Origin of the sequence: Priestia megaterium NBRC 15308 = ATCC 14581 (assembly GCF_000832985.1) — a bacterium.
In the GTDB taxonomy this organism is placed as follows: Bacteria; Bacillota; Bacilli; order Bacillales; family Bacillaceae_H; genus Priestia; species Priestia megaterium.
The window spans coordinates 4,803,495-4,824,669 of sequence record NZ_CP009920.1; the positions used below are offsets into that span (position 1 = coordinate 4,803,495).

23 protein-coding genes are annotated in these 21,175 nt (G+C 38.2%); 7 read left to right on the top strand and 16 right to left on the bottom strand.

All coding sequences use genetic code 11. The annotated features are described in order from the left end of the window. Window position 1: 1 nt before the first annotated feature. On the bottom strand, window positions 2-415 hold the full coding sequence (locus tag BG04_RS24620) for a CoA-binding protein (RefSeq protein WP_013057242.1): 414 nt from the start codon (window positions 413-415) through the stop codon (window positions 2-4). A 205-nt stretch (window positions 416-620) separates the two neighbouring features. Here BG04_RS24620 and plsY point away from each other — a divergent pair, with 205 nt between their 5' ends. Together plsY and BG04_RS24630 are read left to right on the top strand one after the other, a co-directional pair. Beyond that, window positions 621-1,214 carry a glycerol-3-phosphate 1-O-acyltransferase PlsY gene (gene plsY, locus BG04_RS24625; RefSeq protein WP_013083364.1) on the top strand — a complete coding sequence of 198 codons (594 nt, stop codon included), beginning with the start codon at window positions 621-623 and terminating at the stop codon, window positions 1,212-1,214. A 379-nt stretch (window positions 1,215-1,593) separates the two neighbouring features. Next, window positions 1,594-1,884: a HesB/YadR/YfhF family protein gene (locus BG04_RS24630; protein WP_013057245.1), complete on the top strand. Its 291-nt coding sequence runs from the start codon at window positions 1,594-1,596 to the stop codon at window positions 1,882-1,884. A 41-nt stretch (window positions 1,885-1,925) separates the two neighbouring features. Here the strand turns inward: BG04_RS24630 and BG04_RS24635 are convergent, their stop codons facing one another. The 3 genes from BG04_RS24635 to tlp form a co-directional block, all read right to left on the bottom strand. Beyond that, window positions 1,926-2,348 (bottom strand): acyl-CoA thioesterase, encoded by a 423-nt coding sequence (locus BG04_RS24635; RefSeq protein WP_013083365.1) that lies wholly within the window; start codon window positions 2,346-2,348, stop codon window positions 1,926-1,928. A 78-nt stretch (window positions 2,349-2,426) separates the two neighbouring features. Continuing rightward, on the bottom strand, window positions 2,427-3,842 hold the full coding sequence (locus tag BG04_RS24640; protein WP_230586549.1) for a phospholipase D family protein: 1,416 nt from the start codon (window positions 3,840-3,842) through the stop codon (window positions 2,427-2,429). A 124-nt stretch (window positions 3,843-3,966) separates the two neighbouring features. Beyond that, window positions 3,967-4,209, bottom strand: coding sequence for a small acid-soluble spore protein Tlp (tlp, locus tag BG04_RS24645; RefSeq protein WP_013083367.1), 243 nt, complete (start codon window positions 4,207-4,209; stop codon window positions 3,967-3,969). A gap of 172 nt (window positions 4,210-4,381) precedes the next feature. Between tlp and BG04_RS24650 the strand changes: the two genes are divergently transcribed. Beyond that, window positions 4,382-4,993 carry a hypothetical protein gene (locus BG04_RS24650; RefSeq protein ID WP_034651643.1) on the top strand — a complete coding sequence of 204 codons (612 nt, stop codon included), beginning with the start codon at window positions 4,382-4,384 and terminating at the stop codon, window positions 4,991-4,993. Between the two features lie 31 nt (window positions 4,994-5,024). On the opposite strand, the gene BG04_RS24655 is transcribed toward BG04_RS24650, so the two are convergent. The 4 genes from BG04_RS24655 to acnA form a co-directional block, all read right to left on the bottom strand. After that, window positions 5,025-5,168 (bottom strand): acid-soluble spore protein N, encoded by a 144-nt coding sequence (locus tag BG04_RS24655; RefSeq protein WP_013057251.1) that lies wholly within the window; start codon window positions 5,166-5,168, stop codon window positions 5,025-5,027. 44 nt (window positions 5,169-5,212) lie between these two features. Next, entirely contained in the window at window positions 5,213-5,356 is a 144-nt protein-coding gene (locus BG04_RS30065; RefSeq protein ID WP_013057252.1) for an FbpB family small basic protein, read from the bottom strand. A 214-nt stretch (window positions 5,357-5,570) separates the two neighbouring features. Next, window positions 5,571-6,170 (bottom strand): TlpA disulfide reductase family protein, encoded by a 600-nt coding sequence (locus tag BG04_RS24660; protein WP_013057253.1) that lies wholly within the window; start codon window positions 6,168-6,170, stop codon window positions 5,571-5,573. Between the two features lie 195 nt (window positions 6,171-6,365). Further along, complete coding sequence (gene acnA / locus BG04_RS24665) at window positions 6,366-9,086, bottom strand: aconitate hydratase AcnA (RefSeq protein ID WP_013083370.1); 2,721 nt, start codon at window positions 9,084-9,086, stop codon at window positions 6,366-6,368. Between the two features lie 221 nt (window positions 9,087-9,307). On the opposite strand from acnA, the gene sspO reads away from it, so the two are divergent. From sspO to ku, 4 genes are all read left to right on the top strand, one after another. Further along, window positions 9,308-9,457: a small acid-soluble spore protein SspO gene (sspO, locus tag BG04_RS24670; RefSeq protein ID WP_013083371.1), complete on the top strand. Its 150-nt coding sequence runs from the start codon at window positions 9,308-9,310 to the stop codon at window positions 9,455-9,457. A gap of 212 nt (window positions 9,458-9,669) precedes the next feature. Then, window positions 9,670-9,810, top strand: a complete 141-nt coding sequence (locus tag BG04_RS24675) for a small acid-soluble spore protein P (RefSeq protein WP_013057256.1) — start codon at window positions 9,670-9,672, stop codon at window positions 9,808-9,810. 152 nt (window positions 9,811-9,962) lie between these two features. Continuing rightward, window positions 9,963-10,403: an Hsp20/alpha crystallin family protein gene (locus BG04_RS24680; RefSeq protein ID WP_034651639.1), complete on the top strand. Its 441-nt coding sequence runs from the start codon at window positions 9,963-9,965 to the stop codon at window positions 10,401-10,403. Window positions 10,404-10,553: 150 nt separating this feature from the next. Beyond that, window positions 10,554-11,387: a non-homologous end joining protein Ku gene (gene ku / locus BG04_RS24685; RefSeq protein ID WP_013057258.1), complete on the top strand. Its 834-nt coding sequence runs from the start codon at window positions 10,554-10,556 to the stop codon at window positions 11,385-11,387. Window positions 11,388-11,445: 58 nt separating this feature from the next. On the opposite strand, the gene BG04_RS24690 is transcribed toward ku, so the two are convergent. From BG04_RS24690 to BG04_RS24730, 8 genes are all read right to left on the bottom strand, one after another. Further along, a protein-coding gene (locus BG04_RS24690; protein WP_115648253.1) for an IS3 family transposase occupies window positions 11,446-12,596 on the bottom strand; the annotation gives its coding sequence in 2 pieces (ribosomal slippage) (window positions 11,446-12,326 and window positions 12,326-12,596; 1,152 coding nt in all). Window positions 12,597-12,698: 102 nt separating this feature from the next. Next, complete coding sequence (locus tag BG04_RS24700; protein ID WP_013057259.1) at window positions 12,699-13,097, bottom strand: hypothetical protein; 399 nt, start codon at window positions 13,095-13,097, stop codon at window positions 12,699-12,701. Window positions 13,098-13,283: 186 nt separating this feature from the next. Next, window positions 13,284-14,996 carry a DUF2357 domain-containing protein gene (locus BG04_RS24705; RefSeq protein WP_016764318.1) on the bottom strand — a complete coding sequence of 571 codons (1,713 nt, stop codon included), beginning with the start codon at window positions 14,994-14,996 and terminating at the stop codon, window positions 13,284-13,286. Then, window positions 14,950-16,584: an MrcB family domain-containing protein gene (locus BG04_RS24710; protein ID WP_016764319.1), complete on the bottom strand. Its 1,635-nt coding sequence runs from the start codon at window positions 16,582-16,584 to the stop codon at window positions 14,950-14,952. Before BG04_RS24710 ends, BG04_RS24705 begins: the two co-directional genes overlap by 47 nt. A gap of 420 nt (window positions 16,585-17,004) precedes the next feature. Continuing rightward, window positions 17,005-17,457, bottom strand: coding sequence for a hypothetical protein (locus tag BG04_RS24715; RefSeq protein WP_029322049.1), 453 nt, complete (start codon window positions 17,455-17,457; stop codon window positions 17,005-17,007). A gap of 71 nt (window positions 17,458-17,528) precedes the next feature. Then, window positions 17,529-17,948 carry a (2Fe-2S)-binding protein gene (locus BG04_RS24720; RefSeq protein WP_137738787.1) on the bottom strand — a complete coding sequence of 140 codons (420 nt, stop codon included), beginning with the start codon at window positions 17,946-17,948 and terminating at the stop codon, window positions 17,529-17,531. 61 nt (window positions 17,949-18,009) lie between these two features. Beyond that, window positions 18,010-18,843 (bottom strand): FAD binding domain-containing protein, encoded by an 834-nt coding sequence (locus BG04_RS24725; protein ID WP_034651626.1) that lies wholly within the window; start codon window positions 18,841-18,843, stop codon window positions 18,010-18,012. After that, complete coding sequence (locus BG04_RS24730; protein WP_170943839.1) at window positions 18,830-21,160, bottom strand: xanthine dehydrogenase family protein molybdopterin-binding subunit; 2,331 nt, start codon at window positions 21,158-21,160, stop codon at window positions 18,830-18,832. The genes BG04_RS24725 and BG04_RS24730 overlap by 14 nt, the downstream gene beginning before the upstream one ends. Window positions 21,161-21,175: the final 15 nt, after the last annotated feature.

A 21,175-nucleotide genomic window follows, 5' to 3' on the forward strand; every position in this document is an offset into this window, starting at 1 on the left:
CTTACTTTGTTAAAGCATGCTCAACTTTTATACAACGATCCATAACTACAGTATACCCTTTTTTAGCGAGCAGGTCATATGCTTCTTCATTAATTAAACCAGATTGTGCCCAAAATACGTCTGCGTCTACTTCTAAAAACTCTTCTGCAACTTCAAGCAAATGCTCAGAGCGGCGAAATACATTAACGATATCAATATGTCCTTCAATTTCTTTTAATGAAGATACAGCTTTTACGCCGAGCGCTGAGTTTATTGTCGGGTTCACCGGAATAATCTCGTAACCTTGCTGCTGCATGGCTTCTGAAACCATATAAGACGTTCGATGAGGGTTATCTGATAAACCTACTACAGCAATGCGCTTGCTTTTTTTTAATATTTTACCAAGCTCTTGGCGGGAAGGAATTTTAATGGACATGTCTATTACCTCTCTTAGCTATATAATATGTACTGAACAACATTCGCGATTTACAGTTGATTTCCTGCATATAGTACCCGTTTTCTCTATTTTTGTAAACGTCTTCTTTTTTTAAAATAATTGTCTCTCACCTAAAACTAGCTATGTTTTTTTAAGTATCTCATGGTAAAATAGAAACGATATAGAAATAAAGGAGCTTTCAAACATGAATTATTTATTACCTATTCTTGCCTATATCTTGGGCTCTATTCCTTTTGGACTAGTTGTTGGAAAACTAGGATACGGCATCGATATACGAGAGCATGGAAGCGGCAATTTAGGCGGCACCAACTCCTTTCGTACATTGGGCGTAAAAGCTGGAATTATCGTTACGCTTGGAGACATTCTAAAAGGAACCCTAGCAGCTTCTTTACCGCTTTTATTTAATACGAATCAAAACATTCTCTTCATTGGTTTATTTGCTGTCATTGGTCATATTTTTCCTGTTTTCGCGAAATTCAAAGGCGGGAAAGCTGTTGCCACGTCCGCCGGAGTGATTTTATGTTATGAACCTCTTTTATTTGCTTTCGTACTATTATGTTTTTTTATCTGCTTATACATAACGAAGTATGTATCATTGTCCTCAATGGTTACCGGGGTATTAACCTTTATCTACACGCTATTTAAGCAAGACTACATGCTTATTATGATTATTGGTTTAATTGTAGCCTTTGTCATTTACAGACACCGTGCAAACATTACCCGAATTCTTAATAAAACAGAACCGAAAGTCACATTTTTGTCAGGTAAAAAGAAATAAGAGGAGCTTCCTCTTATTTCTTTTTTTATAACCGATTTGTAAGCGAATACATTTCTTATTTATTAGTTATACTGATACTAAAATAAGGAGGTGAATGATGTGAAGAAAAAATGCCCTATTTGCAAACGAAATAAGAAAATGGATTCACAGCTAGAAGGAAGCCGCTACTGCGTTCACTGCTGGGAAACCATTGGAAAACAATATGATTTCAAATGAAAGAATGAAACGATTTAATATAGAAATGAAGCCTTCACCTCTATATTAAATCGTTTTATTTTATTTTATCTCATTCCTTCCTAGCTGGATTCGTATATATTGGTAATTTATCTACCTTTCTACTATAATAAGTGTATCCGCAGTATTGGAAGGAGCATAATTAATGAAATTAACAGTAACAGAAGCAGCAGCTACGTGGTACAAAGATGAAATGATGCTAGAAGGAAACGAAACAATTCGCTTTTTTGTTCGCTACGGCGGATGCAGCAACGTTCAAAAAGGTTTTTCTTTAGGTGTAAACACAGATTCTCCTAAAAACGTTGGCGTTGAAACAAAAGTTGACGGTTTAACATTCTTCGTAGAAGATGAAGACCTTTGGTACTTTGATGGTCATGATTTGACCGTAAATTATAATGAAGAAACAAAAGAACCTGACTTTCATTACGAAGCGTAAGAAAAAAAGCATCGATTTATCGATGCTTTTTATTCTTGCGCTTAACCCTGCTTTTTGGCCTCTTCATAGGCTTTATGCCATTCCGGATAATTACGGCGAATCGAAATGGGCTTAAAGTTTTCTTTTTTCACACATACGTGTGACGATGTTCCTGTTAACGCAAGTTCTTCATTTGAATTAAAAATTTCGTAGCCGTACACAACGCGTAGACCGTCATAGTTCTCAACCCAAGTATGTACTACAGCTGTCTCGCCATAATGAAGCGGCTTTTTATATGAAGCCTGTATATCAATAACTGGCGACAGCACACCGTCTCTTTCCATTTGTGCATAGCTAAAACCTAAATCACTAATAAACTGCGTTCGACCTATTTCCATCCATACTAAATAGTTAGCATGATACACAACGCCCATCTGATCGGTTTCTGCATAGCGCACTTCGATTTCTTTCGTTGATACTAACATGATTTTACCTCCTCTTGCCCTGTTCCTGTTTTATCTTACCATATAAGGAGAATATACTCCTACTAGTTTGGTTGTAACTCAATATGTTGTAAGACTAAGCGCATTTTGAATGCGATATATCAGTGTTTCCAGCCGCGTCATTTTATTTTCATACTTTTTATAAGGAAGTGTATATGTGTAGTCTTTATTTGTCCATAAACGGTCAAAATAAGCGTTTAGTTCGGTCATAACCTTTTTGTTAGAAGGTCCTGATACTTTAATATCCGTTTCTAAGTTCAAGTCAGCCAAATTTCGTTTTGTGAAATTTGCTGCTCCTGCAATAATAGTTGCATTTTTTTTATTTCGAATAAATAAAGTTTTGGGATGATACTGCTCTTTTCCCGTATGATACCAGCGAACTTTAATATCGCCTTTAGATTTTTTCACAAGTTCTGCTGCTACTGGACGGTTAGGCAGTCCGAACTTTTTTCTTCCAAACGCATTCTCATTAGGATCTAAAATTAATCGTACGTTTGCGCCTTGTTTGGAAGCTTTCAAAAGCGCCTTTATTACGTCTCGATCTCCAAGATAAAACATACCAAGCCATACATCGTCGCCTTTTTTAGCATGACGTAAATCATGCAATACGTGCTTATAGATTTTGCCTTCTGTTAACAGCTGAACATAGAGGTCTCCCTTTTCTTTTTCTTTCTTCTTATACCGAGGTAACTTTCCTCCATAAGAAAAATCTGACACCGCTTGTTCACTTTTCACCACATCTCCAATAATATTCCCTTTTACTTCAAAGGCCATGTTAGAATTATAAAAACTTGCATCATGAGGATTGGCAGAGGAGATAATAACGCTTTGATCTGTTGCTACTACTTTTCTGTGATTAGCTTTTACATTTAACAACTTTAAATAAGCACGGACCGTCGCTTTAGGCGCATTGGTACCAAACGGATTTGTTATCCATCCGTTTCCTTTTTCACCAAACCACTGAACAAAAGTTCTCCACACTGAAGAATACAGTGGAATGGAGTCTCTGAGCTTAGATAAATTGGTTTGCACCACTTTGATTCCGTTTAGCCGCAGTGAATCTAACCACTTTGAATCATGTGAGCCGTAGGTTGTATTGATTTGATCTGTAATAAAGACGATTTCGATAGTAGGATGTTTTCGTTTCTTTTCAATCAGCTTACTTGCAAGCGTATCACTAAGGTGAGGAAACGTTTCGCCTTGGTTATAGTAGCCGTTAAATAGAAACATATCCATAATAATAAAAGCTTTTGCGTCATCAATCGCATTCGTAACTGCTTGAAAAATGTGTTGTTCAGAAACAGATGTCTGCTGGTCTTGATACGTTAGGTCTGATAAGAGAAATACATCTTCTACTTTGTGCGGCTTACTTTCGTATGAAACTCCTTTAGGCAAAGGCTTATGCGTTTGATAAGAGCCCACAATAATCAAGACGACAAGTAAACTGACCAAAATCCTTACTACTTTCCTTTTCACGTGCTTTTTCACCTACATAAACCTCTTTGCTAGTTTGTATTAGTATTGACCTTACTAAAAAAATATAGAAAGAAAGCAGCTAAAACCGTTTATTTTTAGCTGCTTATTGTCGTTGCTTTATTTATTAAATCGTACCTTCGTAACCATTTTGACGAGCTTCTGACTCATCTTTTATTTCGCTGCGCATTGCTTCGATACTTACTTCGCGATTGTGATTTTTTTGCTGAATGCGCTGACGTTCTTCTTCATTGCTGCATGCAGCAGCTTCTTCTGCTTCTTCAATGTTCTTCATTGTATTTTGCACCATTGTTTGTAATTTTTCAACGTTATCACTGCGATCGTCTGGATTCGGTTTATTCCATGCCATTGTATCTTCCTCCTCAAAATAACTTTGTTACAATTGTAGTATGCCGGATTTGTTCATCTCTATAAGTGGAAAAAAATGATTTTAGTTTACATAATATAATTATAATTAAGTTAAAATATGTATATAAAACATACATAATATGGTAATATTTACATACAAAGGGGGAATCGCTATGACCAAACGAATGATAACATTACTAAGCGTCATCTTTATTGCAGTGCTTGCCGTATTTTTTATGTCACAAACCTCATTGGCATCAAAATTGACAGCAAGTGCCTTTATGAAGCCTCATCATTACTCAAAACATGAAGAAAAAATGTTAGCTGTGACAAACCTGGACTACAAAAGCAATATCATTGCATACGATGTGAAAGCTCCTAGTGACGCAAAAGAAGCTTATGTAAAAGCTACTTATTACGAAAAGGGAAAAGCAAAAGAACCTTTATTTTCAGGAGGGTTGACTGTTTCAAAAGAATTTGACATGTTTGCTATTACATATAAAATCGATGATGATGCGCATAAAGTTATGTTTAATGTAGGAAGCAACGATACAAACCTAGGAATAGAAGCGGAAAAGCCAAAAAAAATGAACGGATATTCCTTTACTGGATTAGAGAAAAAACAAACGGTAAAAATGAATAAAACATATCCAGTTGCTGCTTTATTTGGTGACGATGGCAGTGGCATACGAGTTGCTCCGCTTTCAACCGACGATGGAGAAGTCGTTAAAGAGCTTATTTCGAGCAATCCTTACGTTTATTTATTCACGGTAGAATTCAAATAATAAAAAGTCGCTGAATTCAGCGACTTTTTATTCATTCACCTTTGGTTTGAATAACTTGAGGATGCTTGCCGGATGTATCTTGCATTTGTTTTCCGTTATTTCCACCAGCTTCTCTCGGTTGAGTGCCGATGTGATTCGGAACAAAAGGTTTGCTTTGTTTTTTAGGATTTCCCATGCTTATCCCCTCCTCACCGTTACTCTAACCAACTTACTTTAAAGTTATTCAGCTCTTTCAAGCATACGATCTTCTAACCGCTTTTCAATTTCCATTTCAATGCGTTCAATTTCTGACTGATCTTTTAACAGCTGCGTTTTATTTTCTTGCACTAACTCTTCAAATGAACGTTTGCGCAATTTTCTCATGATCACAACACCTACTTTATGTAATTTTTATGAAAAATCTGAAAAATCTAAAGAAACTGATATCGTATAACTATCTATATTGTAACCAATTTGTCAGATAAGTAAACATACTTTTTTTGAAAAGTTGTAAGAAAGTTTGACATGTTTACTGACCTATCTATATATACGATGATAAAGTAAATAAGTTTCATGTTTAATAAAACAAGCAGCGAAGTTAATTCGCTGCTTGTTGAGCAAAGTTTTCCATTTGTTTAAGCGTCATTGGACCATTCACTCGTTGAACAATTTTCCCTTCTTCATCTATAAAGTAAGATGTCGGAATGGTGGAGACTCGATATTTTTTACTTCCTACACTATCTTGGTCGTCCAATAATACACGAAACGTAAACTGTTTTTCTTTAAGAAATTTAGATACTGCCTGTTTACTGCCTTCCGACGAAGTTAAATTAACCGCAAGCAGCTGTACATCGTTTCCATATTTCTCATAAAACGCTTGCATATCGGGCATTTCTTTTTGACACGGCGGACACCATGTTGCCCAAAAGTTTAAAATGACTTTTTTTCCTTTAAAATCCGATAATTGAACGGATTTCCCGCTCGTATCTGACAGTGTAAACGGAGGCGCTGTATCTTTTGGTTCCAACCCATAAGCTTGACCCGAAGCCTGACGAGCACTATCGCCTTTTTTGATATTTAAATCCTTGTATTCGCTTAAGTTAGAATTATCGGATGCTTCATTTGGAGAAAGCCCTTGCCAAAGGGCGTAGCTAAGAAAGCCTACTAGAAGCAAGACCGCAATTATTTTTTTAACCATATGATCGGCTCCTTTATTTCTTCTAAAAAGTGATAATCTATGTACTAATAGATATGTGCAATATCTACTAAAATAATCCTTTTATAGGGCATTTTCTTTTATAATATAGCATATTCCCCTCTCACTTTTTGTCGAAAACAGTGCGTTTGCATAAAAAAAGAGCGGCTCACGAGAACCGCTCTTTTTCTTTATAACTTACGCATGTGTTTTAGACTGTAATTTATCACGAAGCACCATTTGAAGGATACCACCGTGGCGATAGTAATCAATTTCAACTTCACTATCGAAACGAACCAGTACTTCAAATTCTTTTTTGTTTCCAGCTTCATCAGTTGCTGTTACTTTTATAAAATCACGTGGTTTTACTGTTTCATCAACTGCTACTGCAATTGTTTCTTTTCCAGTTAAACCTAATGTATCCGCGCTTTCACCATCTTTAAATTGAAGAGGTAAAACACCCATTAATACTAGGTTTGAACGGTGAATACGCTCGAAGCTTTCAGCGATTACTGTTTTAATACCTAAAAGATTTGTTCCTTTTGCTGCCCAGTCACGAGAACTTCCCATGCCGTAATCTTTGCCTGCAAGTACAACAAGACCTGTATCTTGCTCTTTGTATTTCATACAAGCATCATAAATGCTCATTACGTCATTTGTTGGCCAGTACGTTGTCCAGCCGCCTTCTGTACCAGGAGCTACTTGGTTTTTAATGCGGATGTTTGCAAACGTACCGCGCATCATTACTTCATGGTTACCACGACGAGAACCATATGAGTTAAAGTCTTTTGGCTCTACACCGTTTTCTTGAAGGTAAAGACCTGCAGGTGATGTTTTTGCAATTGAACCCGCTGGTGAAATGTGATCCGTTGTCACTGAGTCACCAAATTTCGCTACTACGCGAAGATCATTTAACGGCTCTACTTCACCTGGTTCTTCTGATAAGCCTTCAAAGAAAGGTGGGTTTTGAATGTATGTTGAATCATTCTCCCACGTATAAAGCGCATCTTCGCTTGTTTTAATTTCATTCCAGCGTTCGTTATCATCGAATACACGCTCATACTCGTTACGGAATAATTCAGGCGTTACGGTACGGCTAACAACTTCTTTAATTTCATCTTGAGAAGGCCAGATGTCGCTAAAGAATACTTCATTGCCGTCTGTATCAATGCCGATTGGATCTTTTTGTAAATCTACATCTACTGTTCCAGCCAGTGCATATGCTACAACAAGCGGCGGAGAAGCAAGGTAGTTACCTTTTACTAATGGATGAATACGTCCTTCAAAGTTACGGTTTCCTGAAAGAACAGACGTTACAAGCAAGTCGCTATCTGCAATCGCTGCTTCAATTTCAGCTTCTAATGGACCAGAGTTACCGATACAAGTCGTACAGCCATAACCTACGATGTTAAAGCCGATTTTATCTAAGTATGGAAGCAGCCCTGAATTTTGCAGGTAAGCCGTTACTACTTTTGAACCTGGTGCTAAAGAAGTTTTCACGTAAGCTGGAACATCCAATCCTTTTTCTACCGCTTTTTTCGCAACTAAACCGGCTGCTACTAATACGTAAGGATTTGATGTGTTCGTACAGCTTGTGATAGCCGCAATGGCAATGGCACCTGTTTTCATTGTTGTTTCTGAACCGTCTGCAAGCTTAAACGTAATTTCTTTATCCACGTCTTTAGCATCAAGTCCGAAGCTTTGGTTGCTAACAGGAGCTGTTAAAGCCTTCTTGAATTCTGTTTGCATTTGAGAAAGTGGAATTAAATCTTGCGGACGCTTTGGACCAGAAAGATTTGCTTCAATCTCAGCAAGGTTAATCTCAACAACGTCAGTGAAAATTGGATCTTCATTTTCTGGTGTGAAGAATAAACCATTTGCTTTTGTATATTGTTCGACAACCTGAATGTCTTTTTCATCTCTTCCTGTTAAACGCATGTATGCTAATGCTTCTGCGTCAACTGGGAAGAATCCACATGTTGCACCGTATTCAGGAGCCATATTAGCGATTGTTGCACGGTCAGCTAATGGAAGTTCTGCTACGCCAGGACCGAAGAATTCCACGAATTTTCCGACTACTCCTTTTTGACGAAGCACTTGCGTAACTTTTAACGCTAAGTCTGTAGCTGTAGTGCCGTTTGGTAATTCACCAACAAGTTTAACGCCGATTACTTCAGGAACTGGGAAATAAGAAGGTTGACCAAGCATACCTGCTTCCGCTTCAATACCGCCAACACCCCATCCTAAAACACCGATACCATTAATCATCGTTGTATGAGAGTCAGTACCTACTAGAGAATCAGGGAAAGCTACAAATTCACCATCTTCTTCAACAGCATGAACAACGTTTGCTAAATATTCTAAATTTACTTGGTGCACGATACCTGTAGCTGGTGGAACTGCGCGATAGTTATTAAATGATTTTTGAGCCCAGCTTAAGAAATTATAGCGCTCTGTATTACGTTGAAACTCGAGGTCCATATTAATTCGTAATGAGTCAGCTGTACCTGCTTTATCAACTTGTACGGAGTGGTCGACAACGAGGTCTACTGGAATTTCTGGATTGATTTTGTCAGGATCTCCTCCTAAATCAGCCATTGCTTTACGAAGTGACGCTAAGTCTACAACCGCTGGAACTCCAGTGAAATCTTGAAGAATAACACGAGATGGTTTGAAAGGAACATCGATATCTTTAATATCTTTTGTTCCCCATTTTGCAAGGTTTTCGACATGTTCTTTTGTAATAACACGGCCATCTACCTGACGAAGAACAGATTCTAATAATACTTTAATTGAATACGGCAGCTTAGATACATTACCTAAACCTGCTTCCTCTAAAGCTTGTAAGCGGTAATAATTATATGTGCTGCCATTAAGATCGAATGACGAACGAGCGTTGAAAACGTCTTTTTTAGTCATTGCTTTTACCCCCTTAAAATTCTATGTATAAAGGATTTACTTACCCCATCCTCTATTCCCTTCACCATCTATCTTAATATAATATTATACATAAGTAAATAAAAAGAATGTTATTAATTAACATAAGTTTCACTTATAACCTTTTTCCATCTTCCTTTTATTTTTCTAATAATTCATATTTCATTGATTTTTACGCATGCTAGAAACGGAGGTGATTTAACATGGCTAAACGCAAGTCAAACCACGTCATTCCTGGAGCTAACGCGGCTAGCGCTCAAGGAAAAGGAGCGGGTTATAATGAAGAGTTTTCAAATGAACCATTAACGGAACAACAGAAACAAAATAATAAAAAACGCAAAAAAAATCAATAAAACAATCTCTTATTGGATATACTAATCACTAGTTAGAAAAGCAAAATCGTTTAACTCCATGAAATCTAACGAGAAGGCGTCATTATATGTGACGCTTTTTTCCTGTTCCCATTTCCTGTTTTTGTTAAACCTATTTTTAGAAAGGGGAATTTTTCATCGGATAAATTCCCTGTCACTATCCTACCCTAATAAATGAAAGGGAGGCTTTAACTATGAACAAAAACAGCAGTAAAGACATCAGAAGAAATGCGCCAAAAAGCAATTCTGGACAGCCAGAACCGCTAAGTGGATCTCATAAAGTGAAAAACCGTAAGCATTCTCGCCAAAAACACAATAGCGGACATGATATGTAAAACAGCGGCAAGCTCTCTACAGAGCTTGCTTTTTTATGCGTAGACAAGACAGCTAGTACTTCAAGCTTATTCTTTGCGCAGGAGTTCACTAAGTACATAAACGCGCATATGATAGTAAAGTGAAACACTTTAAATAATGGAGGAACGCAGAAATGAAAAACAAGCGTCTGCCAGCAGACCAAATGTTTGTAAAAGGCTTTCAAGAGTTATTAGAAGTCATGCTTTCAAATCCCTTTATGAGTTATTTAGATTATGATTCCGTTCGTATAGATTTATTTGAAACAGAACAATCATTTATTGTCGAAGCTGAATTATTAGGGTATCACCCTAAGGATATTATCGTTCAGATACAAGCTGACCACTTACAGCTGACAGCCAAAAAATACTGCATTAGAGAATTTCATGATGAAAAGCAAGGAACGCTTGCAAGAGAACAAATGGAAGAAAGCGTTGAACGTACAATCGACTTTCCATTTCCATTGATGAATAAAAAAATTACCGCTACATTTAGTAACGAAATCCTTGAAATTACGATTTCTAAACATGAGACAAATAAATCTAATCAGCAAATAGTCCCTATCGAGTTCCAATAAAGCTGCAGATGTTGTCTCTGCAGTTTTATTGGAACTATTTAATCGTTTATTTAGCACATAGTTTTTTAAGAATATTCTTCTTTTCAAAACAATGGGATATCTAATTTATTTTACGGCACACTACTAAAAAAGAGTAAAAGGAGAACGTTTATGCTTCATACTGCTTGGAAAGGTAAAATCAGCTTTGGATTAATTGATATCCCTATTAAACTGCACGGAGCAATTGAAGAAAAAGATGTAAAGCTGCGCACGCTACACTCCGTTTGCCATACACCTATTCATCAAGAAAAACATTGCCAAACGTGTGGACGAGAAGTAGAATCCGATGAACTGGTTAAAGGATACGAAACCGCGACCGGTCAGTTTGTTGTACTTTCACAACAGGAAATTGACAGTGTCAAAGAACCCTTTGCAGCAAACAAAGCTGTTGAATTGTTACACTTTGTATCGTTAGATGACATTGATCCCCTGTTTTTTGATAAGCCCTACTATATTTCTCCTGGGGAAACAAGCCTAAAAGCTTATTATACTTTATTAAATGCACTTGAAATAACGAATAAAGTCGGTATTGCGAATGTATTTTTATATTCCAAACAGCAAATGGCAATTATTCGTTCCGTGGGCGGATCTCTTGTTCTTCACACGATGCATTTTGAAGAAGAGCTTCGTTCAGTCACAGATGTGCCTAACTTATCCAGTACTTCTTCCATTAATGAAAGTGATACACAAGTGACGGTGGAATTAATTGATAAGCTATCTACTTCTTTTAATCCGTCTATTTACAAAAACAACTACCGAGATGCCTTACAAAACGTCATTCAACAAAAAATAAATCAAGGCGAAGTTACAAAAGGCAGCGGAAGCGAAGAACGAGATATTCGACATTTAATGGAAATGTTAAAAGTGAGCATAGATCCTTCTACTTTACACCCGACAAAATCAACAGCAGAGAAAAAAACTTCATCCTTAAAAAAGAAAGCATAAAAAAGCTAACGAATTTCGGGACTGACCCCTGTTTTTGAGACAGGGATCAAAACACCTTTTAAACGACCAGTTGCCGATATTGTACAGGTGACTGGTTGTTTAGTTTTGTTTGAATACGGGCATTGTTATAGTAAGTAATATAGTTTTTGACGGTTTGCTCTACGATGGTGGTCGTAGTGTATGTCAACTCGTCAAGGTAGAACGTTTCAGACTTTAGCGAGGAATGAAACGATTCGATAGAGGCATTATCTGCGGGAGTCCCTTTGCGGGACATACTCATGGTAATGCCTCTTTCTTTGATTTTTTGTTGATAAGCATACGATGTGTACACAGAACCTTGATCGCTATGCAACGTACATCCTTCAGGCAAAGAAGGAAGTTGGCTTAACGTATCTAAAACAAACGCTACGTTTTGACAATCACCAATGGAATACGCAATGATTTCTCCGTTAAATAAATCTTGAATACTTGAAAGATACAACTGTTTAGGTCCAAAAGGCAAGTAGGTAATATCCGTAACTAGTTTTTGAAGTGGACGATCAGCTCGAAATTCACGATTTAATACATTCTCTGCAACCTGATAAGGTTGCCCTGTTCGCTGACGTTTCTTCCGTTTTACACGACATTGCCAACCATACTTCTGCATGGTACGCTGCACAAACTTATGATTAATCTTCATCGTTCGATTGAGTAATGCTGTAATCTTTCGATAGCCATATCGAAACTTGTGTTTATGACATTGTTCACCCACTTGTTGTTCCATCCATTTTTTTAATGTAGCCCGTTGTTTATGGTGCTTCCAACGATAGTAAGTAGATCGAGGGATATCAAGATGTAAACAAATTTGATAAATAGGTACCTGACCTTTCAATTCTTCCACCACATTCACTACAATTTCTGGTACCACTTCCTTTCCAATTCCTTGTACTTTTTTAAGATCTCAATCTGTTGCTTTAACTGCCGGTTCTCTGCCTTCAATTTAGACGTCTCGCTATCAAATTCTGGACCTTTCCCATACGAATATTGCTTGCCTACAGGCTGTTCGAATCGATGCATTTCCCCATTTTTATACCATGTCATCCACGTTTTTAATTGGGTATGATTACGAATATTCAGTTGTGATAATACTTCTTTTACAGGTACACCAGCTAATCTCATTTCAATGGCTTTTAACTTTACTTCTACCGGATAACTGACTCTTGTCCCCATAGAAAAAACACCTCCAAGTTATTGTTAGGTACTACATACCCGTTTTTTAACTTAAAGGTGTTTTTTATTTGTCTCACTCTAGGGGGTCAGTCCCTTTCTTCGTTAGCTTTCATTTGCAACAGAAGTCTTAGGAACAATAGTTCCATATGACGCCGGTATTTTTAAATATTGCGTTACTTGATTATTTTCTACAAAGACAATAAAGTTATCTTTTTTATCTTTTCCAATACCTTTTGCTTTTGCTTCAGACCACGTGAAGCCCAGCTTTTCATTTACCTCACTGCGAGTCGTTTCCGGTCCGAAAACATATACTTTGTCCCATCTAAAATCACATAATTCATTAAAATCAAGGATGGAAGCTTCTTCTTTACTTTGATTTGTTTTTTTAATTTCATTAATTACAGTTTGCTGAAGTTGCGCTTGGTTGCGTTCGCTGTATACCCTGTCAATAAAAAAAGTTGCCAATAGCGCTACTAACGTGAATAGTAGAATCTTTTTCACTTCGTTGTCCTCCTGAAACGTTCTCTGCACATGATACGACTTCTTTTTGATACGGTTTTATTCTCTACTATTCTAGAAAATTCAACAGGAAAATACAACTAAAATCTCGAAATGTCATCAAAACATAAAAAACTTAACATTATGTCAACGCATAAAAAAAGACTTGTTCACTTTCTACCTATTCACCTACTCAGCGCTGAAAAAATGTGGTTCTACCGTACAAATAGCTTCAATAAATTCTTCTACTAACCCTTCTTCTCCCGGCAAAAAAGGCAGCGCACCAACTCCAACACATTCAATACTTTTATAAAAATGATGCTGCTTATAGCCCTCTGCTTTCCCTGGAAACAGCACAATCGCTGTTTGTACCGGCTTTATTCCATTTTCCTCTACAATAGCGTCTCGGTAACGATGCATGGTATTAATATCTTCTTCTCTAGGTGAAGGCGTATCGTGATTTGGTTTGATACGATACTTAGCGTCAAAAAGATATACACTTTTTTTCTCCCCTTGCTTTACTTCAAGCAGTAAGTCAGGCTTTTGAATAACGGTATGAGTATGATGGTATGCTTTCTGATACCATAGCGTGACTTCTGCTTTCCCCACTCGAAAACGATGATAAGACGGCTGCATCCTAACGTTCAACCCTTGTTCTGTCGTTGTCATGATGTTTTGTTCTATCCGCTTGCCGTAAGTTTGCAACTTCTTTAAAAGACTAACATACGTCCAGTATTCATAGAGAGTTGCGATATCTTTTAATGAAAGGTGGTAAAACTCTCCGTTAAGAGCCAATCCTCGCGTTAAGAACATAAAGTATCTGCTTGCTTCCCGGTAGCGGGGTGCCGTACGCAGTGTAGAAGGAAGAATTGAAGCTTGTAGGGTCTTCACCCGTTGCCAAAACGCATTATTTAACAGTCTTTTTAATTCGGCATGATTAGTTTCTAGAGCCGATACGGCTTCTTTTTTTACATATCTATCTTCTATCAATTTGTCAATTAGTGCAGTTAGCTTATGATACAGCTGCGTCATCATCCATTTTACACTTTGATTTTCCAGATTATCATAGGTAGACACGTGCCTGGTGCCAATCGCTTTTGTGGGTACTACTTTTATATTTCGATTAATTTTAATCCCCCTGCTTGAAGATGCAAGATAGGTAGGGTGGGTTCGGACAAATGATATAGCACGGCTATCTTGTTTTTTTATTTGATCGCCTCTCATGAGCTCATGTTCAACTTTTACCGATTGAAATGGCTGATTTTCAATCTGACGCACAGAATGAAGAAAGGGTTTCATATAGTGAGAGAGAACATGATAAAATTCCGTCCATGTTGCTTGCTTAGACCAAACAGATTTTGCTTCAATATATGTTTTACGAAGCATATCGTATGCCAAATCATGAATATATCCGTTCACTTCATCAACCATGTGTACATAATCTGTCTTGTAGCTCATCTTTGAGGGGAAAATTTCAAGAGTAAAGGAGAGCTCTTTTTCTCTTTCGCTGTAAACATGAAATGTAGAATACCCTACTTCATTTTGAAAGCTTATATTTCCCGTCAAAATGTAGGGAAATCCTACGCTTTGAAAGCTTTGTTCAACTGCTTTTGAATCGTGGTTAACAAACAGGCTTGTTTCATTTTTAGAAACAACTGTAATTTGATAGGTTTCATTTTCAAAAAATAAAGGCTCAAGCGGCGGTTTTGAGGTCATCATGCCTTTTGTTTGATTTAATACTTTTACATGTGTAATTCCTTTTCCTGTACAAGAAAAAAACATCACTTCTTCTGCAGATTTTATTTTTTTCTTATTTTTCCCTTTTATAACCACCGTACACGTGTCAGTTTCAATTTCAACGTACGGTATTAATCCAAAATGACGTGTATCCGTATACTTCAAAACGTCTCATCATCTCCATTATTTTGCGTGCGCTTTTAGGAAATCTCATTCCATCTGCATTTACGACAGCTGTCTCAAATTCATCATCTAACAGCGTATTTGTACAGTAATAATAAAGGTTTTTTAATAAATCAAATGTGTACCCATCGCTTCCTGAAATACGAGGCAAAACTTTTTGCAAAACCTGAAAATCGAACGCCTGATCAAATGTAAACATTCCGCTTTTCACCGCGTAAATTAAATAAAAGCATATTTCGTCGCGTACGCGGTAACCTATTTGCAAATCGACTTCTATAAGCATCTCGTTGACAGTTAGCAATTCATTTGTTACTTCGTGAATGAGCTCAGCATGTTCAACATACGCATCTTTTAAGTGAACATATTGACTTTGAATTTGTACATTTTGAATGCCGTGCTGAGACGGATCTCTATCATCTAAAAAATCAAAAGAATCTAGTTGAATCTTATTTAACTCAATTGTGTTGGTACGATCTAACAACTTTTGACTAAACCCATGAGTTGTTTCATCCATATTAATTGTACCGATAATGAGAAGATTGGATGGCAAATAAATATCTCGGAACATCTTATGTCCCGGGAATAACGGAGCCGTTTTGATTTTCTCTTTTGACCAGCTCCTGCTTTCCATCACGCTTAAAATGTCGCTAAAATAATGCTCAACTCGAGCTAAGTTCATTTCATCCAATATGGCAACATATGTGTAAGCTGGATGCTGAATGGCTTGCTGCATAATCGACAGAAACGATCCTCTGCGAAAATCTCCTCTTAAATCAATATATCCTAATAAATCTGAACTATCGTGCCAATCGGGTCGAACAGGAATGAGCACTTGTCTTCCATTTTCAATCGTGGCACCGATACTATCTGCTAAGAGCTGAGCAAGCTTTGTTTTTCCTGTCCCGCTCATTCCTGATAAAACAATAAACGGTTTGGTCTTTAAAGCAAAGTAGGCGTTGGCTATATCATGTCGTTCATATGTAAATCCAGATTTCCTAATATACTCATGAATATGGACGATGGCGTCTTTGTCCCCCATCATCTCTTTGCTCATTCCGTATGTTTTTATATACTGTTCATGCATACTTAACAGTAAATGCAAGTCCTCTTGCAGCTGATCATTGCTAGGTAAGTCTGCTATATTGTAAGGAAGGTAAAGAGCTACTCTATCCTCAAAGCTTTTCGCTTCCATGCTTGTACCAATGACAATATGATTATCTTTCAATACGCGGGCATGTTCAGGAGTAAAAAATCGAATGTCTTTCAGATCTGTTCCTTCTTCTGAGTCTCCTCTCAACATGACTAAGTAAATACGCTGACCGTCTTCACTGAATAAATACGCGACCATCACGTCACTCTCTATATTCTTATTCGCAAGGGTCACGTAAGGAAATGTTTCAGCGTGGTGTCCCGATATACGCATTTCTTCTCGATTTATATGCTCCAATCGATAAAGAGAAATCGGAAGCCTGCGTGTAAGCATATTTTCTATTTCATGTTTTACAAGTACATCTCCACCCATTTGTTTATAATGTTCCGCTACATACAGCAGCCGCTCGCGCAAACTCATCGAATTCTCTCCTTTCTGCCTTCACTGCAGTTTGTAAAAATAAAAAGCATCGTCAGCTGACCACGCAAAAGGTTCATTTCTTTTATTATAGACGCTTTCTTCGTATAGTAAGCTATTTTATAACGTTAGGAAACACTACATTATTCTTTTCTCTACATACATGTTTATGTTCATTTTAATGAAACATGACAGAAAAGAAAAGCGTTAGGGGCTTAATGAATGAAGGGGCAATGATATGAACAGAAAAATAAGCAGCTTGTGTGCCCAAGGATAAAACACCCATTATGCTACATGATTATTTAACATCTGATGCTTTTGGCTGAGTAAAGAAAAAGATAAAAATAATAAGCGGCAGGGCGATAAGAAAAATACTCGTCTCTGAAGGTCTTACTGTAGGTATATCCGTTAATGACATTTTAATCAGTCCTTTGTAAATTTTTCAACTAAGTCAGGATTTACATAAAAATGTTTTGATACGGTACGATGAAAAAACTGAGAGGATTGATTCAGTTCACTTAATGCAGGTTCTGTTTTGGGAACGCCAAAAATAGGTCCGCTTACGTTAATGGTAAACCTTCCAGAAGAAATAAAGGCGCCCGACACATTGATCTGGTTATTAAGCAGCAAAGCCGCAAGAAACACATCAATCATATCAATAATAATATTAATTCCCACGTTTCCGTCTTTTCCTTCGATGCGACTGGTTCCTGTAATAGGTCCGCCTACTGAAACACGAAAAGCTCCGGGTGTCACAAATACTCCTATAATTGTTATTTGGCCAGTTAATAATAATATGGCTGTTACTACATCCAGATCTCGTTGAATGGCAAAGATAAGTTCCCTTTCTTTGTCAAAGCCGCTTTTCCATTCCACATTCTCCACACCCTTAGCACATACTATTCTAAACACGTGTAAGTGTTATTCTAATTCTGCTTTTTCTTTTCTCACTCGCGCTCCGAAAAGTGTAAAACAGATTTTACTGCGTCTTCAATTTCTTTATATCCTGTACATCTGCATATATTGGAAGCCAACCACTCCTTTATAATATCGTCACTGCCTGAAGGATGGCGTTTGGAAAGCAAATGAGCATTCATAATAAAACCCGATGTACAATAACCGCACTGAAAAGCAAAGTGTTCAATAAAAGCTTTTTGCATAGGTGAACTCTTCAGTCCTTCTATAGTCATTATTTCTTTCTCTTCTGCTTCTGCCGCTAACATGAGGCAGGATTTCATTGGCCGCTGATTTATCCCTACTGTACAAGCTCCGCAGTCTCCATTTAAACAGCCTGGTTTTGCTCCGGTAAGGCCCAGCTTTTCTCTTAATACGTAAAGCAGCGTATCTGCTGTTCGGATATCAACCATTTTTTCTTCCCCATTAACCTTTAGCTTAACTGTTATTCTATACCCTTCATCTCTTAGCACATTATGTTCCTCCCAGCTCTTTGAAAATATCAATCAATAAATTTTTAATCACAAATTTGCGATATCGATCCGATCCTTCTCCATCATTTAAAATTGGAGCCGGTATATACTCAAGAGCAGTTTGAAGTCGATCTTCTAATGGAATGTCTTTCTGGTTTAGCACTTCTTCTACTTCAGCTGATCGAAAAGGAAACGAACATACTCCGCTGAAAGCTACTCGAATGTTTTCTTCTGTTTTTAAAGCTGCTACTGTAACTAGTGGATATCCTGTATCCCACTGCTGGCGCTCCTTTATACTCATATACGGGAGGTCAGCATACTTTGTTTCAACAAACACCTGAACAAGCAGCTCTCCTTTTTTTAGCTGCAAACGCCGCTGAAAAAGATCGTGAATCGAATGGAGCTTTATTCCACTGAGATCTGCCACTGCGAGTTGACTATCCGCTAAAAGGAGCGGCAATACGGCTTCTCGATAAAAGATATGCCCACAAATATTTCCTCCCAGCGTTATTTTATTTCGAGCCGTGTGATCAGCCACTTCGCTAGCAGACTTACTTAATAAAGGAAATAAGTTTTTCTCTTCCAGTTCAGTCAACGTTACACCTGCACCAAAAATCATCCAGTCTTTATCGACTTCTGCTTTTTGAAACTCGGGTATATTTTTTATATCAATGACAGCATGGGTAACAAACAAACCCAACCTGCCCAATGTCAGAATTTCAGTGCCTCCAGCATAATAACGCGGCTGTTTGCCTTGATTCTCTAACTCTTGAAATAAGGCAACTGCTTCTGAAACGGTAGCAGGTTTGTGATATTCAAAGTCAAATGAAATCATCAGCATTCCCTTCTTTCATTCTCCAAATTAATTCTGGAATAAGCGGAAGGTGGTTTAATTCTGTTTCTGCTGCCACCGTTAAGCTGTTTCCTAAAGAAGCCGGCATACCAAGCAGCCCGTGTTCTCCGACTCCTCTAGCTCCGTAGGCCGCATCTAATTGAGGCGTATGAACAAATTCTACTACGTACTCCGGATGCTCTCCGTAGCGAAGAGGACGATATTTCCGAAGCTGAGGGTTTAAAATACGACCATTTGAATCAAACCAAAATGTTTCTCTTCCGGCAAACGATAGGCCCATACTCATCGCACCCATGACTTGCCCTCTTGCCATTTTCTCGTTTAACACGGTTCCTATGTCAATAACAGAGACTGCTTTTACAATACGATATCTATACGTTCTAGGGTTATATTCCACTTCAACTCCTTCAGCTGCTACCGTCCATTCAGGACCGGGACGCCCAGCTCCCGTTTCTTTATCCAAGTAGGTCATCCCTCTTAAAATATAATTGCCCCTCCCTATGATTTGCCCTCCAATTGCATTTCCGTTCGGATATTTATAACCATATACAATTTCTTTAAAGGCCAAGGAGGTTTCAGGCTCATCCCGTAAAAAAACTTTTTCATTTTTTATTTCGATATCTTCCTCAGAAGCTCGAAATATACAAGAAGCTATCTTTTTTAATTGGTTAATCACATCTTCAGCCGCTTCTAAAACCGCTCTTCCTGCCATAAAAGTGCCTCTGCTAGCCACCGTTTTCCAATGTTCAGGAGTCGTTTGAGTATCTACTTCCATTCGCACATGAATACGTTCCACGGGCATCTGCAATTTTTCAGCCAGTATTTGCGCGAGCACTGTTTTGGTCCCCGTGCCTAATTCAATAACGCCAGACATTAAATTCACGCTTCCATCAGGATTGAATGTGAGAATAACACCTGAACCTGCGTTTGTTTCAATAGTGGAGGTTTTCCAGACGCAGCTAATCCCTTTGGCAGTAATAAGGCCGTTTTCATGAACTATTCTCTGCCCTTCCTCCCATTTCATTAGCTGCTTCAAGCGACGAATACATTCCGGTAAGTTACCAACGCTGCTAGAAGTTAAACGTACTTGCGTAGGCGTAGTATCGCCCGGCAGAATAGCGTTTTTTTCTCTAAACTCCAAAGGATCTATACCTGCTTTTTTAGCAAGGATGTCCATCGTGCGCTCAAACGCAAATAATAGTTCCGAATGGCTAAATCCTCGAAATGGAGAAGCGTAAGGGTGATTTGTATATACACATAATGAATCACAAAAAACATGTTCAAGACGATAAGGTCCCGTACAGTCAGCTGCTGCTGCTTTACTCAAGTCCGTTCCTTTATCTGCGTAAGCACCGCTGTCGAACAAATAAAGAATGTCAGCAGCCTGCAAGAGTCCCTCTTTAGAACAACCTAGCTTGATTTTGGCATCTAGACCTACGTGAGCAGGCGAAGTAAGCATATCTTCTTCTCTTGTGTTCAATATTTTAACCAGCCTTCCACCCACAGCTTTTGAAGCTAGATAAGCAAGCAGCTCCAGCTGAACAGCTGCTTTTCCTCCATACCCTCCTCCTACTAGCGGTGTTTCAACGATCACTTTTCCCGCTTCAATTTCAAAGTACTCACTGATTAATTTTTTCACCATAAAAGGAGCTTGAGAAGAAGTGATAATTTTAACTAATCCATTTGGAAGGATTTCAGCAGCGGCGCTTCTTGTTTCCATTGCCGCGTGATCTGAAGGAGATAGAGAAAATGTTTCTTCAACTATTAACTCACTTTTTTGCCAACCTTCTTCTATATTGCCTTTTCGAATTTTAACTCTGTTTGCTACGTTGGTGCCGGGCTCTGGATACACCGTTTCATCATGCTTGTAGATGTGCATATGTTCATGCACTAAAGGAGAATCAGGCTTAATAGCGGCGCTAGGAGAATGTACGACAGGCAACGGTTCATATTGAATATGAACAGAACTCGCCGCACGCTCAGCGAGCGCAGGAGTTTCTGCTACTACTAGGACTACGGCTTCTCCGTGATACCGCACTTTTTCAAATGCAAGCGGTCGCCGGTCACGAACTCCTTCCCCGGTTAACGGCAAATGCTCACCCGTCACAACCGCGTGAACACCGGGAATAGCAATCGCCGCTTGGACGTCTATTGCTTGAATCCTTGCATGAGCGTAAGGGCTGACTACTATTTTGGCATGCAGGGAGCCTTTAAACATGTAATCATTTGTATATCGAGCCGTACCCGTTACTTTTTCCAATGCATCTTTTCGAATAACGCTTTTTCCAATGACCTCCACTCTTTTCACCTCCAT

Excerpts from the sequence above, each read along its gene's own strand:
- BG04_RS24620 (WP_013057242.1), bottom strand. The coding sequence starts at position 415 with ATGTCCATTAAAATTCCTTCCCGCCAAGAGCTTGGTAAAATATTAAAA.
- plsY (WP_013083364.1), top strand. The coding sequence starts at position 621 with ATGAATTATTTATTACCTATTCTTGCCTATATCTTGGGCTCTATTCCT.
- BG04_RS24630 (WP_013057245.1), top strand. The coding sequence starts at position 1,594 with ATGAAATTAACAGTAACAGAAGCAGCAGCTACGTGGTACAAAGATGAA.
- BG04_RS24635 (WP_013083365.1), bottom strand. The coding sequence starts at position 2,348 with ATGTTAGTATCAACGAAAGAAATCGAAGTGCGCTATGCAGAAACCGAT.
- tlp (WP_013083367.1), bottom strand. The coding sequence starts at position 4,209 with ATGGCATGGAATAAACCGAATCCAGACGATCGCAGTGATAACGTTGAA.
- BG04_RS24650 (WP_034651643.1), top strand. The coding sequence starts at position 4,382 with ATGACCAAACGAATGATAACATTACTAAGCGTCATCTTTATTGCAGTG.
- BG04_RS24655 (WP_013057251.1), bottom strand. The coding sequence starts at position 5,168 with ATGGGAAATCCTAAAAAACAAAGCAAACCTTTTGTTCCGAATCACATC.
- BG04_RS30065 (WP_013057252.1), bottom strand. The coding sequence starts at position 5,356 with ATGAGAAAATTGCGCAAACGTTCATTTGAAGAGTTAGTGCAAGAAAAT.
- BG04_RS24660 (WP_013057253.1), bottom strand. The coding sequence starts at position 6,170 with ATGGTTAAAAAAATAATTGCGGTCTTGCTTCTAGTAGGCTTTCTTAGC.
- acnA (WP_013083370.1), bottom strand. The coding sequence starts at position 9,086 with ATGACTAAAAAAGACGTTTTCAACGCTCGTTCGTCATTCGATCTTAAT.
- sspO (WP_013083371.1), top strand. The coding sequence starts at position 9,308 with ATGGCTAAACGCAAGTCAAACCACGTCATTCCTGGAGCTAACGCGGCT.
- BG04_RS24675 (WP_013057256.1), top strand. The coding sequence starts at position 9,670 with ATGAACAAAAACAGCAGTAAAGACATCAGAAGAAATGCGCCAAAAAGC.
- BG04_RS24680 (WP_034651639.1), top strand. The coding sequence starts at position 9,963 with ATGAAAAACAAGCGTCTGCCAGCAGACCAAATGTTTGTAAAAGGCTTT.
- ku (WP_013057258.1), top strand. The coding sequence starts at position 10,554 with ATGCTTCATACTGCTTGGAAAGGTAAAATCAGCTTTGGATTAATTGAT.
- BG04_RS24710 (WP_016764319.1), bottom strand. The coding sequence starts at position 16,584 with ATGAGTTTGCGCGAGCGGCTGCTGTATGTAGCGGAACATTATAAACAA.
- BG04_RS24720 (WP_137738787.1), bottom strand. The coding sequence starts at position 17,948 with ATGGTTGATATCCGAACAGCAGATACGCTGCTTTACGTATTAAGAGAA.
- BG04_RS24725 (WP_034651626.1), bottom strand. The coding sequence starts at position 18,843 with ATGATTTCATTTGACTTTGAATATCACAAACCTGCTACCGTTTCAGAA.